Consider the following 15323-nt stretch of genomic DNA (forward strand, 5'->3'; position numbering starts at 1 on the left):
CCGCCCTGAATGACTTTTTCCCTCACGGAACAAATGGCCCGCATTTTCGCCTTTGACATTTAACCGAGGGCTGGCAAGAGCCAGTTCCGGTGCTGCAACTGACCTTGCACACAGCAGAAATATCTGCAACCAAAGGGGCAGACGCGATCCGGCACCTGACACTGGTCTGGAGCGTCGTTCTCTCTTCAGGCCCCCTCAAAAGCCCCTATCCTTTTGCGGCATGCCGTCTTTTCAAGAGTTCCCCCATGTCCGCCGCCTTCCGCAATCTCGTTTATGGCAATGCCATCCTGCTCCTGATGCTGACGACGCTCCTGTGGGGCGGCAACACGATCGCCGGGCGGCTGGCCATCGGAGAAGTTTCCCCGCTTATGGTCGTGGCGCTGCGCTGGGTGATTGTGAGCTCGGTGATGACGGTCATGGTGTGGCCGAAGCTGCGCGTGGAATGGCCGCTTGTCCGGGGTTCCATGGGCAAGATGGCACTGATGTCGGCCTTCGGCTTTACGGGCTTCAATTCCCTGTTCTATGCCGCCGCCCATTACACGACCGCCGTCAACCTCGGCATTCTGCAAGGCTCCATGCCCATGCTGGTGCTGCTGGGCGCCCTGCTGTTCTACCGTGTGCCTGTACGGCCCATCCAGATCCTGGGCATTCTCGCGACCATGATCGGTGTCGCCCTGATCGCGGCGCAAGGCCATCTGGAAACCCTGCTCAGAATGTCGATCAACCCCGGCGACGGGCTGATGCTGATCGCCTGCATTTTCTATGCAGGCTACACGCTGGCCCTGCGCAACCGGCCCCAGATCTCCGGGCTGGTCTTCTTCACGGTTCTCTCAATTGTCGCCGCCATCACGTCCCTGCCCGGCATTGCCTATGAGGCTGCGGCCGGAACCCTGCAAGTGCCTTCCCTGAAAGGCTGGCTGATCATTTTCTACATCTCGCTGGGACCGTCCTGCCTGGCCCAGATCTTCTTCATGCGCGGCGTTGAGCTGATCGGTCCGGCGCGCGCTGGCGTTTTCATCAATCTGGTGCCCATTTTCGCAGCCATTCTGGCGATCCTCATCCTTGGAGAGGATTTCCGTTTGCACCATGCGCTGGCTTTGGTGCTCGTTCTCGGCGGCATATGGCTCTCAGAGCGGCGCGGCAAGGGTACGGCCTGAGCCCAAGCCTGAGCAATTCCGGCTCAAAACATCTGAAAAATGATCACGTTAGAGGCTTGGAATTGCCACAAGGGCTTGGCACAGTGTCGAGATCATGCATACACCGATCATTGTCGCCGCATTTGCCGGACTGCTCGTCACAATCGCGCTGATCCAGCCCCTCGCCCGCCGCATCGGACTGGCTCCGAGCGTGGTTGTGGCCATGGTTGGCACCCTGATCGGGATCGGAGCCACCTATCTGCTCTACACGCCCCACACGGACGTGTTCAACGAACTGGCGAATGTCTTCGTGCATCTGCCGATCAATTCGGAGCAGATCCTCTACATTTTCCTGCCCATCCTCCTGTTCCAGACCACCTTGACCATGGACGTCCGGCGGATCTTCGAGGATATCGGCCCCATTTTGCTGATGGCGGTCGTCGCGGTGTTTTTCGCAACGTTTTTCATCGGCTTCGCCTTGTTCCCCTTCTCCGGCATGCCGCTGATCGCCTGCCTGCTGCTCGGCGCGATTGTCGCGACCACCGACCCTGTTGCCGTTGTCGCCATCTTCCGCGACATCGGCGCTCCCGCACGCCTTGGCCGCATCGTCGAGGGCGAGAGCCTTCTCAATGACGCTGCCGCCATCGTGCTTTTCGTGCTGCTGCTTGGCATTTTGACCGGCACCCAGTCGCCTGACCTCGGCGAGGCCGCCTCCTCGTTTCTCAGGGCCTTTGCCGGCGGCGTGCTGGCGGGCATGATCGGAGGGCGGATCGCGGTCTTCATCCTGCCGACCATGCGCGACCTGCCGCTGGCCCAGGTAACCTTCAGCCTCGCCCTGCCCTATCTCATCTATGTCGTTTCCGATCAGGCTTTCTCGGTTTCCGCCGTTGTCGCGGTGGTGTCGGCGGGGCTGGTGTTCAACCTGAATGGCCCGGCGAAGATCGCACCGGAAAGCTGGGACTTTCTGCAATCCGTGTGGGAGCAGATCGCCTTCTGGGCCTCCTCCCTCATCTTCCTGCTGGTCGCGATCCTGATCCCGCGCCTTGTGGCCGGGTTCACGCCCATCGACATCGTGTTGCTGCTGATCCTGGTCGCCGCAGCCCTTTTGGCACGCGCGGTGGTGATCTTCGGTCTCCTGCCCTTGCTCAGTTTCCTGAAGATCAGCGAAGCCGTCAGCACGCCCTTCAAGACCGTGATCCTATGGGGCGGCATGCGCGGCGCGGCGACCTTGACCCTGGCCCTCAGCGTTTCCGAGCACGCGGCCCTGACACCGGAAATCTCAAGCTTCGTCACCAAGCTGGCCACGGCCTTCGTGCTGTTCACCTTGCTGGTCTATGGCACCAGCCTGAAGCAGCTGATCCACTTCCTGAAGCTGGATCAGCTCTCGGCGCGTGACAAGGCGATGCGCAACCAGTTCCAGGCGCTGGTTCTCTCGGATGTGCAGCAGGACGTGGCAGAAACCGCGAAAGGCTATGGTATCGATGCCCGGCTCGTGGAGATCGTCAGCGAGACCTACCAGCACCGCGCCCGCGACGCGGCAGAGGCCTCCAATCTTCTTGAAGACCTGAAGGACCGGGAGCGCGTCACCCTGGGTCTGATCGCCCTTGCGGACAAGGAGCGCTCGCTGGTGCTCAAGCATTTCCATGAGCGGACCATTTCCTCCCGTTTCGCCTCCCGTCATCTGGCGCTGGCCGGACGGATCGGCGACCTGACGCGCAGCGAAGGCCGTGCGGGCTATAACAAGGCCATCCGCGAGCCTTTGCGCTTCGATTGGCGTTTCCGCGTCGCCCAGCGCCTGCACAAGCACCTGAAGATCGAGCGCTTCCTGCTGCGCCGGATTGCCGACCGGTTCGAACTGCTGCTGGTCGACCGTATCATTTCCGGCGAGCTGATCAGCTTCAACCACCGCCGGATTACGCCTCTCGTCGGACAGCGGGTGGGCGACATTCTGGGCGATACGCTGACCAACCGGCACGAGGAGATCTGCCGCGCGATCGAAGCCCTGCGCCTGCAATATCCCGACTATGCCGATGCGCTGGAGCTTCTGTTCCTGCGCCGCACCGCCCTGCGGCTGGAGGAAACGGCCTATGCGGAGGCTGCCGCCAGCGCCTTGATCGGGCAGGAACTTTACAACGATCTGCAAGGCGAGCTGGTCAAAGGCCGGATTGCCGCCGGCAAGCGGCCGAAGCTGGACCTTGGCATGGCCACCAAGGACCTTCTGACCCGCCACGCGCTTTTCGCCTGCCTGGACGAAAAGCAGCGCAAGACAATTGCCAAACTGATGCGCTCGCGCTTTGCCGTTCCCGGAGAGGTGCTGATCCGGCGTGGCGAGAAGGGCGACAGCGCCTTCTTCATCTCCTCCGGGGCCGTCGAGGTTTCTTCCCCCTCGGGCACTTTCCGTCTCGGCAGCGGTGACATGTTCGGCGAAATCGCCCTGATCACCGGCAAACCGCGCACGGCGGATGTGGTTGCCCTCGGCTATTGCCAGCTCTTGACCCTCTCGCTCGCCGACTACCACCAGCTTGTCACCAAGGCTCCGGACATCCGGGAAACCATGATGGAAGTGGCCGAGCAGCGCCAGCTGATGAATGCGGCAGGGCCTCAGCCAGAACCCGGCAACGACCAGGAGCAAGAGGAGGCCCCGTCCAACGAAACTCATGCGCCGGAGGCCGCTGCCGCACCGGAGAATCCGGAAACGGAGCTGGATGAGGATCTGTTCGAGGCAGGTGAGAATACCGAGGGCGCGGCCATCCCTTTGGACGCCCCTAAGGCCGGTCCGGAAACAATCGCCCATGGCAGCGTGATTGAGCCCGAAGTGATCACGGAAGCGGCGCTGGACACACAGGCAGACGCCAGTTCCTTGCCCGAGACCGGACAGAACCTCACGCTCGCCCCCCAGGCGGACACCCCAGCCGAAGAGGCGGAGGAAACAGCAGCGCTTCAGGGGGGCCCAGAACAGCCTGCGGCACCGGATGGTTCAGCAGAAACGACAGCACAGCCAGAGAGTGAGATCGAGGAAGACTTGGACAGCGAAGCAGAGGCGCTTCCCGCCGCTGGCGTTGCCAATGACAATGGCCGCAGGCACTGACGTTTGCAGCCGTGCCAGGCTGGAGGGCTGTCAGCCCTCTCGGACGGCAGGCGTTTTCTCCGTGCTGTCCCGGCCTTGAGCCGGGACCCGCATTTAGCACCTGCAATTCTTAAAAATAAGGCCAAGATCAGAGATCCCGGATCTCCGCTCCGCTTCGTCCGGGAAGGCGCGGTGGAGAGGGATCAACCCGGAAGACTTTTCAGCCCTCCCCCTCTTGGGCATCGTCCTTCTTGCCCTTGAGCAGACCGCCGAACCAGCCTTTTTTCGTCTCATCCGGCTTGGCTTCTTCCGGTTTGGCGTCTTCCGGCTCAGCGCCAGCCGCCGCGCCGCCGTCCTGTTCCGTCTGGGGCGCGACCACATTGCCGAAGGTGGTGAAGAACTCACCGGCGAGCCTCTTGGCGGTGGAATCAATCAGGCGGGCGCCGAGTTGGGCGATCTTGCCGCCAATCTGCGCATCCACTTCATAGTGCAGAATGGTCGCGTCCGGCCCGTCTTCTTCCAGGCGGACAGAAGCCCCGCCCTTGGCAAAGCCCGCGACCCCGCCGGAGCCTTCACCCGCGATCCTGTAGCTTTCCGGCGGGTTCAGATCCTCCAGCCGGACCTTGCCATTGAAGGCCGCTTTCACCGGGCCGATCTTGAGCTGAACCTTGGCTTCCATCTCCGTGTCAGAGGTCTTGACCAGTTCCTGGCAGCCGGGAATGGACTGCCTGAGGACCTCCGGATCGTTAAGCGCGGCCCAGACCACCTCCCGTGGCGCTTGAATACGCTGGCTATCGGCCATCTTCATGTCAGGTCTCCCCCATCCTTCGTTCTTTACTCCGATCCATATCCCGTCAGATCCCGCAAGGGAACCGGTGCCTTTGGCTGAGAAGACCGCAGACCACAGCCCGCTGCCGTACCGCTTTGCCCCTTCAGACGCTTGCGTGCGTTCTTGCTCAACCCTAGGCTTTGATCAAGGAGGGCGGGGCCAATCCCGCTCCGGCAACAAAGGATGGGATGGACATGGCATTGGCGGCAATTTCGGACAAGGTGGTTCTGGTCACGGGCGCAAGCTCCGGCATCGGCAAGGCAACGGCAGCAACCTTCCTGAAAGGTGGCGCGAAGGTCGTGCTCACCGGACGGCGGGAAGACAAGCTGAAAGAAGTCGCGGCAAGCGCCGGCGGCGAGGCCCTGTGTGTGCCCTGCGACGTGTCGGATGCTGCCCAGGTCGATGACCTGTTCGGGGCCATCAAGGACCATTTCGGCCGTCTGGACGTCTGTTTCAACAATGCCGGCAACAACGTTCCGCCCGCCCCCATCGACGAGATCTCCGTCGACGACTGGCTGAAGGTACTGAACGTCAACCTGCACGGCGCCTTTCTGATTGCCCGCGGCGCCTTCGGCATGATGCGTCATCAGGATCCGCGCGGCGGGCGGATCATCAACAACGGCTCCATCTCGGCTTACGTGCCCCGTCCGGGCTCGGTGCCCTACACCACCACGAAACACGCGATCACCGGCCTCACCCGCACGCTCTCGCTGGACGGCCGCGCGTTCGACATCGCCTGCGGCCAGATCGACATCGGCAATGCGGCTTCGGAAATGACCGCCAATTTCTCTCAAGGGCTGCCCCAGGCCAATGGCACCAAGATGCCGGAACCGGTGATGGACGTTCAGCATGTGGCCGACGCCGTCCTCAACATGGCCTCCCTGCCGCTCTCCGCCAACGTCCAGTTCATGACCATCATGGCCAGTTCCATGCCCTATATCGGGCGGGGCTAAGCGGGGCGGCGGATCAAGGCCCAGGGCGTAGGTTCAGGCAGAATTGTCTGTCCTTCGCCCTTTCGGATCTCCGCTCCACGGCGTCCGGAAGAGCTAAGTGGCTGGAAAAGGCCCGGCCCAGAGCAAAAAACGGGTTCCCGAGCACCTGCAAACACCCACTTCTCCGTCATTGCAGCACTTGATGCTGCAATCCAGGCCGTTTCGTCTCCTCAAACTGAGGCAGTGCTTTGGCGAAAGGATACGGCATGGATGCCATGGTCAAGCCATGGCAGGACGAAGACGGAGAGGCTTGCCTTTATGGCAACCGACGCAAGCGACAGCTTCGCGGCCTTCCCCTCCCCATCCACACGATCATCCCCAGAGCAAAATCGAGAGGTTTAGGCCTTTGCCAGCGGCCTGGCATGAGGGAAGCCAAGTGTCTCGAAATACCAGCTCACCAAATTCTCCAAGCCCGCCCCCTCCCCCATCTTGCCGCCCAACCCCGCTCGCGCCTAAGCTGCAGAAAACAGAGGGCAGCACGTGGACAAGGCTGAAGTTAAATTTGACCGGGAAGAGCTGGTAACCTGGCTGAGAGAGCAGCCAAAGGAAGTTTCCGTCGCAATCGCGGCGAGATGTTCTCTGCGGGCTCTGACGTTTGTCAAAATTGGTTCTGATCCCCGAAGCCGGATCTATGCCGTAATGTTGCCGACTTTTCGTGCTAATTCTTTGGCGTTTTCTTATATTGGGATGCCAGAAAACACGAAGGAGCAACTAGCCGCCGCCGCCACCTACGCCGCCGCTAACGCCAAAGCTGTCAACTCCTCCGCCTACGCTGCCGCCGCCGGCTACGCTTACGCCGCCGCCAACGCCACTTACGCCGCCGCCTACGCCGCCAACTCTGCCACCTACGCCGCCGCCTACGCCGCCAACTCTGCCACCTACGCCGCCTCTCTCCAAAATGACAGGAGCTTTATCCAAAGCGGGGCCACGGCAGACGCGCTTGTCAAAACCCCGATTTGGTCTGCTGATAATGTATCCGCAGAGGTCGCAAGACTCTGGAAATCATCAGCTTCCAATCTCCTCTCCCGCAACGAAGACTGGGACGTCTGGACCGATTGGTACGAAGACAGGCTTGCAGGAAATCCACCGGAAGACGAAGCTCTCGCCGTCGCCCGTGTCACCCTGCCCGAGCCCATGTGGAAAGCCGGACCGAAGCTGGTCAATGCGGAGATCAAGAACTTGATCGCGCTGAATGCACGCGGCGGCGCGGAGGCCGTCGAGGCGCGGATGGCGGAGCTGCGGACGGAGTATGGGGAGGAGGCCGAGCGTCCACCCACAAAGACTTCGCCCTCCGTATCCCAGGCTCAGACAAATTCTCCTTCGCTGGCTGAAGACGGTGACGACGTCAACCAAGGAACGGAAGCCGCAAAGGAAGAGGACGAAGTTGCAACAGATCCCGACACGCGATCTTCCGGGCCAGAGACCAAGAACGCCCCACCCAACGTATGGATCCTTCAATATAAACCCAACGACTGGACGGACAGCTGGACAAAGAACGCCGTGCCGGAAGGAGAGCTTCCGTGGAAGTCCGGCAAGGCCCTGCCCAAGGCCTTGAGGGCTGGCGATCCCGTGGTCTATTGGCGGGCCATCGATCCGGAGAACCGGGAGGACCGGGGCGGGCTTGTGGGCATCGGCACGGTGATTTCCACGGGAGCCGTTGATGAAAGCGGCATCCACCGTTTCCCCACCCGCGTCCTCCGGTTTGACGACAGCAGTCCGATCCCCCGCGACGAAGTGACCGCCATTCCGGACATCAACTGGAAAAACAGGCCAGGCTCGGTCCTGAGCTTGCTCCCGAACCAGACAAAACGCCTCGACACCTTCCTCCGCGACCGCGGCTGGCCCGGTTTACTGCCCGATCAGAAACCTGTGCTGGTCGAGCGGGAAACCCATGAAACACCGATCCGCTCAGACAGGCCGGAAACCAGCCGGGACTTTCTGGAGCGGGCTCCGCTTGCCTTTGCGCTTGCTACCCATGTGAACCACACCTGGACCGCCCAGACCAGCGCCAGCGAGAAACAGGAGCTGCTCACCAAATGGTGGCAAAAGGCATGGCACGGGCTCTGCCGTGGCAGCCGCGCCTGCCTGGACTGGCTGCACATGGAGCGCGTCACCCGGAAAACCAGGGAACCGGACGAAGCCGCCTTCATCCTGCACATCGATTCCCCCTGGGGCGGAGGCAAAACCACCTTCGCCAACTATCTCTCGCGGTTCCTCAACCGGACGGCTCACGGCATCAAGGACGACGACCCCCTGGTGAAAAACCTGCGTTTCGGCGACTGGGACAAGGAGTTTCAAGACCGGCGCTGGTTCACCGTCGAGTTCAACGCCTGGCAGCACGAGCATGTCTCGCCGCCCTGGTGGAACTTTTATGAAAGTATCCGCCGCCAGACCATGCAGGCGATCCTGTTCGAAAAGGGACGTTGTGAAGGCGGGCCTAACCTCTGGCGTCTATTGGTCTGGTTTCGTTTTCTCGCATTCGAATGGGCCTGGCGCATCGTGACCTGGCAGCTTGTCTGGACCGTCCTGATCATCTCCGCCTCGGCCGCCGGCCTCTATTATTTCGCACAGACCAAGCTCTACAGCGACCTCATGGCCGCTATCGGCGGTCAGGACGATACCACCGGCACCGTTTTCAGAGCTATTCTTGGCGTGAGCGCCACTGGCGGCGCTGCCGTCGCGATCCTGAAAGCCTTCCGCTCAGGACTGCAGACGATCATCAACAGCGCAGGCGCTTCGACCCATGCGTCCTCTCTCGGTGTTGCCGACCCGATCCAGAAATTCCGCAGCCATTTCAACTGGTACATGACCCAATTGCGACATCCCGTCCTTGTCGTAATCGACGATCTGGACCGCTGCTCGCCGAAATATGTCGTCGAACTGGTGCGCGGTTTGCTGACCATCTTTAAGTCGCCCCGTGTCGTCTTCGTGCTTTTGGGCGACAAGGACTGGATCGAGACCGCCTTTGCCAAAGTTCACAAGGAAATGGCCGAGGCGCATCAGGACACCCAAGTTTCCTTCGGCGGACGGTTTGCCGAAAAGACGATCCAGCTTTCCTTTCTGCTGCCCGTACCGAGCGCAGGTGCCCGAGAACTCTATTTGAAAGAACTTTTGGGGGCGGAGATAGCCGGTCAAGGCGGTCTAACAGATATGGCAGAGGCGCCGGAGCTGGAGGACGCTTTCAAACAGATCAATGACCGGTTTTCGGCATCTGAGACCTTCGCGGAGCAGAACGAAGCTGCGCGCAAAGGAGAAGAAATTCTTAGAGAAAGCGTTGCAAAAGCACCGGTCGAGCACCAAGGAGCCCTGCTTGAAGTTGGGCAAACCCGCATAAAGCAGATCAAGGCACAAAGGGCAGTGACAGCCCGTGGAGGACAAGAGGAAATCAAGCTGCATGGTCTGCGGCCATTGAAAGCGTTTCTCCCCGTAAATCCACGCCGGATAAAACGGATCATCAATATGGTGAGTGCCTATCAGGCCAGCGCACAGGCAACTGAAGGCATTGATCTTGGAACGGACCGCTGGCAGCAACTGGTCCTCTGGATTCTGATTATGTGCGAATATCCGAATGTTTGGGAGGCCATGGTGCGAAGCGAGGACTTCACCAAAGCCTTGTTCGACCGGCTCTGGTCTCCTGACAGACAAACGGAAGATGAAGGTAATTCGGAAATCGGCAAGATCTTAGAAAACAGCGACTTGGTCCAGCTGTTGAAAGGAATGCCTTTCTCTGGCAACTCCGAACAGCCTTCACCCTCAGCCCTATCTGCGGAAGCAATCGTCACGCTAAGGAGACTTACACCCGTCGGTTAAACAGATTTCCACCCTGCCACCATCTCCCGCTTTCCGGCGAAGCCTTTTTGCTTGGCGATCTCAAAGCCGGCGGCCTGGAGATTGCGGCGGACCCAGCCGGCGCTGGTGTAGGTGGCAAGCGTGCCGCCGGGGCGGGTGAGGCCGTAGGCGCGGGCGAGAAGATCAGCCTCCCAAAGCTCCGGGTTCTTTGACGGCGAGAAACCGTCGAGGAACCAGGCGTCGATGGCGGTCTGCGGCAGGTCTTCCCCCTCCCCATAGACAAGCCCGCCGGTCAGCTCCCGCGCATCGCCGATGCCGATGACAAGGTTGGCCTGTCCGAAGCTGAGTTTTGTCCAGCCTGACACTGGCTGCCAGAGCTGGCGCAGGCGCGCGGATTGGTCGCTGAGTTCCGGAAAAGCCGCATGCGCCCGCTCCAGCTGGTCTGCCGTCATGGGGTAAAGCTCGAACGTCAGGAAGGTCAGCTTGGGCGCAGGCTGCGTTTTGGCGAAACTCTCCAGAGCAGCCAGGGTCGTCAGGAAATTGAGGCCCGTTCCGAAGCCGAATTCGGCAATCGTAAAGTGCTCCCGTCCCGCCCAGCGCTCCGGCAAGCCATTGCCACCGAGAAACACATGCCGGGTTTCGGCCAAGCCACCCGCACGGGAAAAATAGGTATCGCCAAACGCCGGTGCACGCGGCACGCCATCGTCCAGCCACTCCAGGTCGGGAGCTTTCGGGATCAGGTGCTCAGACATGGGCGCGAAGCTCCCAGCGCAGAGAGGCTTTACCCCCCTCTGCCCCCATAAGGGGGCATCTCCCCCGCAAGTGGGGAGACAGCCGTGAGGAGAGGCTCAGACAGAAGGACCGGAGCCCCCTCACCCCAGCCCTCTCCCCAAGGGGAGAGGGAGTTATGCTGCGGCCAGGAGAGAGGGTAGCGTTCAAAGCAGTTTCCTTACCGAACAGAACTGGCTGGCGCGTTGAAAAGAAAAGAAAATCGCCTCTGGCTGCAGGAGTGCTCACTCTCTCCCCCGGGAGAGGGCTGGGGTGAGGGGCAAAACCGCGCGGGTTTCCGCCTGTGCTTCTCATCCCGGCAGTGATCTTCTCCCGAGTGGGGCGTCTTGTCTCGTCTGCCATGGGATCTGCCATTTCCCTTTGCGGTCCTGCGGCCTTGGCGCTATGTCCGGGTCTCGCGCTCTTCTACGCCGCTCTTCTTGCTGCTGCAATCATCCCGGCCCGACGATCAAAGGACTTCCATGGCTTCCACCCGCCCCCGCTATGATCTCGCCGTTGTTGGTGCCGGTGTCTTCGGGCTTTCCATTGCGCGGGAGGCCTTGCGCCAGGGCTTGAGCGTAATTGTTCTGGAAAAGGACAAGGTGGGCGCGGGGTCCAGCGGCGGGCTGCTCGGGGCCCTCATGCCGCATATGCCGGCCAGATGGAATCCGAAGAAAGCCTTTCAATTTGCCGCCCTTTCCAGCCTTGAGGCCCATGCTCTGGCGCTGGAAGAGGAGACAGGCGTTTCGACAGGTTATGCGCGCTGCGGGCGCATTCTGCCGCTGACGACACAGGACAAGCTGGACCATCATCTGGAGCGGGCGGAAGAGGCGCTGGAGCGCTGGCGCCCGGAAGAGACCGGTTTCCGCTATCAGGTCGAGCCTGCGGGCAGCCGGTCCGGTTGGCTGTCGCCGGAGGCCGCGCCCTTTGGTCTTGTGCATGAGACCCTTGCCGCCCGCATGTCACCGCGCGGCTGCCTTCAGGCTCTTGCCCGGTTTATCGATCTCTCCGGCAAGGGCAAGCTTCTGGAGGGCGCGGAAGTGACCGGCTTTGACGAGACCACGGGACGCATCGCACTAAAATCAGGCGCTGAAGAGATCCTGGCGGAGCGGCTGGTCGCCGCCTCGGGCCATCAGGCCTTTCCAGTGATCGCGGAACTGACCGGACAGATGATTGGCCGGGGAGAAAAGGGCCAGGCGCTGCTGATGGAAGGCAAAGGTCTGGAAGACAGACCCGCCATCTATTGTGACGGGCTCTATGTGGTGCCCCACGAAAACGGCACAGTCGCCATCGGCTCCACCTCTGACCGGGAGTTTACAGACGCTTCCGTCGACCCCGAACGCACCCGTGAGCTTGTCGAACGGGCCACCGCCTTCTGCCCCAGCTTGAAAGGCCGGGACGTTACCAGTGTCTGGGCCGGAATCCGCCCCCGCTGCAACCGCCGCGACCCGCTGGTGGGCTTACTGCCCGGTTATAAGAAGACCTTTGCGGCAACCGGCGGCTTCAAGATCTCCTTTGGGATCGCCCATCTCGTGGCGGAGTGCCTGGTGGCGGAGATCACGGGGCGGGAGGCAGCCACACCCCTGCCCGGCAGTTTCCGGCCCGCAGCACATTTCGGCTGAGTACTTGAAGAGGATGGTCGCGGACTGGACGGATTTGGCGTAAACCGTCCTTGCCCGCTGTGCGCCAATCCTTACCCTTGCTGCAATCAAACACATCCCGTTTTCCCGGAGACTTTCATGAGCCTTGAGAGCGTGCGCAACCATCTGGCAGACGTGGCCCCTGACCTGACCGTCATGGTGACGGAAGCCAGCAGCGCCACTGTGGATCTGGCGGCCGCTGCCCATGGTGTGGAGCCGGGCCAGATCGCCAAGACGCTGTCTTTCCGGATCAAGGATGAGGTCTGCCTGCTGGTTGCACGTGGCGATGCGCGTCTGGACAACAAGAAGGCCAAGACGGCCTTCGGCACCAAGATCAAGATGTTGGGGCTGGAAGAGGTGGAAGAGCTGACGGGTCATCCGGTGGGCGGCGTCTGCCCTTTCGGCCTTGCCCAGCCCTTGCGCGTTTTCTGCGATGTGTCTCTGAAAACCTATGACGAGGTGATCCCCGCAGCTGGTGCCACCAATGCTGCCGTGCGCATCACCCCGGAGCGCATGGCCAACATCACCGCCGCCACCTGGGTGGACGCCTGCCAGGACCCGCAGGGCTGAGACGCAATGGCCTATTGAGCCACGTACCAGTCCTTGCGGTGGTTCAGGGCGATCAGCGTATTGAGGATGATGGCTCCGAACAGTGAGGCCAGCACCGCCATGCTGTCGATCACCAGGAAGCTGACAGCGAAGATGCAAAGATCAATCAGGAGCTGGAACCAGCCCGCCTTGAAGCCGCTCTTGTCCTGAATATAGAGCGCCAGCATGCCGAGCCCGCCCGCGCTGGCGCCGTGGCGGAACAGCGCGATCAGTCCGACGCTGGCCGTGCAGCTGGCAACGATTGCGGCAACGAATATGTTGAGCTCTCCGAACTGGATATAATGCGGCAGCACATCGGCCATAAGCGAAATGGCCGTTGCCGAAATGAACGAACGGATGGTGAAGGGCACCCCCATACGCTTCAGGGCGAAGGCGTAGAATGGCAGGTTCAGAACGAAGAACACCGTGCCGAAGCTCCAGCCGCTGGCATATGAGATGAGGATCGAGAGGCCTGCTGTCTGACCGGTCACCAATCCGGCAGCCTTCAGGATCGACACCCCGAATGCGGCCATGACGATGCCGAAGAGCTGACCTTGCAGATTGTCGATCCGGCTATGTGCTGGAAGCTGCAGTGTCTGGTCGCTGTGCATATGCCTATCCTGTTATCGTCATTACCCCCGGGATGTCCCGGTCCTTGAACATTTCCTATCCAACAGCAAGCCCTGTGCCACAATCAGGACTATAACGGGTGCGGCAATCAGCCACCCGGGCTGGACTGTTCTGGAAAACATGAGCCTGATAGCCTTGTTTTCATCGCATTTGAAGGAGTTTCGGGATGTTGGGCTTGTCGCGCCGGGAATTTCTGCTCGGCACAGCCGGAGCGGGCGCCGCATTTGTTGCCGGAGGACTGATCGCCCGCCAAGCCAATGCCGCCAACCTCACACTCCCCGTTACCTCCCTTGACCATACGCTGTTGCCGGAAACGGTGACCCGCAACATGATGGGATTTGGCGCAGGCGGCCCGCCGCCGGTGCTCCGGCTGAAGCAGGGAGAGCCTTTCACCATCGACGTGGTCAATACGCTCAAGGAACCGACAACCGTGCACTGGCATGGCCTCAGGATCGCCAATGCGATGGACGGTGTGCCCTATCTGACCCAGATGCCGGTCGAAGCCGGGGAGAGTTTCCGCTACACCCTGACCGCTCCTGACGCGGGCACCTTCTGGTATCACCCCCACTGCAACACGCTGGAACAGATGGCCCGTGGCATGACCGGCCTGCTGGTGGTGGAGGAGCGGGACGATCCCGGCTTTGATCAGGATATCCCGCTCAACATACGAGACTTTCGCCTGGGCGGAGACGGGCAGTTCATCGATTTCTACAAGCCGCGCCTTGCCGCCCGTGGCGGCACGCTGGGGACGGTTGCCACGGTCAACTGGAACACGGACGAGCGCCACGATTTGCCCGCAGGCAGCTTGGTCCGATTGCGTCTCGCGGTCACCGACGTTACCCGCGTCGGCACCTATGATCTGACAAGCTACGACACAGGCAATGGCGCAGCGCAGGTCATTGCCCTCGACTCCAATCCCCTGCCCTCTCCGATAAAGCCGGAAGCCATCTTGCTTGCGCCGGGCCAGCGCGCGGACATCGCCCTGCGCGTACCGGACACCGAAGGCCAGGAGGTTCTGCTGACGCTCAGAACCGCAAAGGGACCACGGGTGCTTGCCAAGTTCCGCGCCACCGGGACAAGCCTGAACCGGGACTTGAGAGAGCTGCGGCCGCTCACGCCCAATCCCGTTCCAGAGCCGGATCTTGCCAATGCGGAAGTGCTCGAATTCGTCTTCGGCTGGTCACCGGGCGGCGATGCGCCCAAGCCCAGTTTCTGCGGCACGCTTGGCTATACGTTCTGGTCCATCAACCGGGTGGCCTGGGAGGGCGACAGCCCCGATCCGGTCGATCCGCTGGCAGTGATGAAACAGGGCAAGTCCTATATCCTGCGCCTGCGCAACGAGACGCAGAACGACCATCCGATCCATCTGCACGGCCTTTCCTTCCGCCTTTTGCGCTCAAACAAGCGGGAGCTGCCGCAACTGGTCACCGATACGGCGCTGCTACAGTCCAAGGAAACGATGGATGTAGCCTTGGTCGCGGACAACCCCGGCAACTGGGCCTTCCACTGCCACGTGATCGAGCACCAGAAAACAGGGCTCACGGGGTATTTGAGGGTCGAGGCTTAACGTGAAAATGATTGGGTGAAGCTGGAGTGATCCCATCCCCCGCGCCGTCCCGGACGAGCGAAGCGAAGATCCGGGACCTTCGGGAGGATTCACTCTTTCGAACCTTCAAAAGACAGGCCCCGGCTCAAGGCCGGGGCGGCTGGGGAACGAGCAGGCACGCTTCCCAAAAAAGAAGGCGGCCCGATGAGGCCGCCTCAGACTGCTGACAAACCCGTCGTTTTCGGCGGGTTTGTTTTTTTGCAGTTCAGGTTTTCAGGTGTCCAAGTTTTGGGATCTTTGAGAGATAGCCCGTTTCGTCTCATGCTGGGGCTTGTTTC

The 15323-nt window shown here is 61.2% G+C and carries 10 protein-coding genes; 7 read left to right on the forward strand and 3 right to left on the reverse strand.

Going from position 1 to position 15323, the window contains the following annotated elements:
• The first annotated feature begins 245 nt into the window (after positions 1-245).
• Positions 246-1157 (forward strand): DMT family transporter, encoded by a 912-nt coding sequence (locus IG616_RS20870; RefSeq protein ID WP_192150536.1) that lies wholly within the window; start codon positions 246-248, stop codon positions 1155-1157.
• Between the two features lie 94 nt (positions 1158-1251).
• Positions 1252-4224 carry a cation:proton antiporter domain-containing protein gene (locus IG616_RS20875; RefSeq protein WP_192150538.1) on the forward strand — a complete coding sequence of 991 codons (2973 nt, stop codon included), beginning with the start codon at positions 1252-1254 and terminating at the stop codon, positions 4222-4224.
• A gap of 199 nt (positions 4225-4423) precedes the next feature.
• On the opposite strand, the gene IG616_RS20880 is transcribed toward IG616_RS20875, so the two are convergent.
• Positions 4424-5011, reverse strand: coding sequence for an SRPBCC family protein (locus IG616_RS20880; RefSeq protein WP_192150540.1), 588 nt, complete (start codon positions 5009-5011; stop codon positions 4424-4426).
• A 215-nt stretch (positions 5012-5226) separates the two neighbouring features.
• Here IG616_RS20880 and IG616_RS20885 point away from each other — a divergent pair, with 215 nt between their 5' ends.
• Together IG616_RS20885 and IG616_RS20890 are read left to right on the forward strand one after the other, a co-directional pair.
• Positions 5227-5985, forward strand: coding sequence for an SDR family oxidoreductase (locus IG616_RS20885; protein WP_192150549.1), 759 nt, complete (start codon positions 5227-5229; stop codon positions 5983-5985).
• 726 nt (positions 5986-6711) lie between these two features.
• The gene (locus tag IG616_RS20890; RefSeq protein WP_192150552.1) at positions 6712-9834 is read left to right on the forward strand and encodes a KAP family P-loop NTPase fold protein; all 3123 of its coding nucleotides are present in this window, start codon (positions 6712-6714) and stop codon (positions 9832-9834) included.
• On the opposite strand, the gene mnmC2 is transcribed toward IG616_RS20890, so the two are convergent.
• Complete coding sequence (gene mnmC2 / locus IG616_RS20895) at positions 9831-10565, reverse strand: tRNA (5-methylaminomethyl-2-thiouridine)(34)-methyltransferase MnmC2 (protein WP_192150554.1); 735 nt, start codon at positions 10563-10565, stop codon at positions 9831-9833. The two genes, IG616_RS20890 and mnmC2, sit on opposite strands and share 4 nt — an antisense overlap.
• Before the next feature lie 498 nt (positions 10566-11063).
• Here mnmC2 and IG616_RS20900 point away from each other — a divergent pair, with 498 nt between their 5' ends.
• Positions 11064-12203, forward strand: coding sequence for an NAD(P)/FAD-dependent oxidoreductase (locus tag IG616_RS20900; protein ID WP_192150556.1), 1140 nt, complete (start codon positions 11064-11066; stop codon positions 12201-12203).
• Positions 12204-12320: 117 nt separating this feature from the next.
• Positions 12321-12791 carry a YbaK/EbsC family protein gene (locus IG616_RS20905; protein WP_192150558.1) on the forward strand — a complete coding sequence of 157 codons (471 nt, stop codon included), beginning with the start codon at positions 12321-12323 and terminating at the stop codon, positions 12789-12791.
• An 11-nt stretch (positions 12792-12802) separates the two neighbouring features.
• Here the strand turns inward: IG616_RS20905 and IG616_RS20910 are convergent, their stop codons facing one another.
• Positions 12803-13420, reverse strand: a complete 618-nt coding sequence (locus tag IG616_RS20910) for a YitT family protein (RefSeq protein WP_192150560.1) — start codon at positions 13418-13420, stop codon at positions 12803-12805.
• A 185-nt stretch (positions 13421-13605) separates the two neighbouring features.
• On the opposite strand from IG616_RS20910, the gene IG616_RS20915 reads away from it, so the two are divergent.
• Positions 13606-15006, forward strand: coding sequence for a multicopper oxidase family protein (locus IG616_RS20915; protein WP_192150562.1), 1401 nt, complete (start codon positions 13606-13608; stop codon positions 15004-15006).
• The last annotated feature ends 317 nt before the right edge of the window (positions 15007-15323 follow it).

It is taken from the genome of Roseibium litorale (assembly GCF_014842915.1).
GTDB lineage: Bacteria > Pseudomonadota > Alphaproteobacteria > Rhizobiales > Stappiaceae > Roseibium > Roseibium litorale.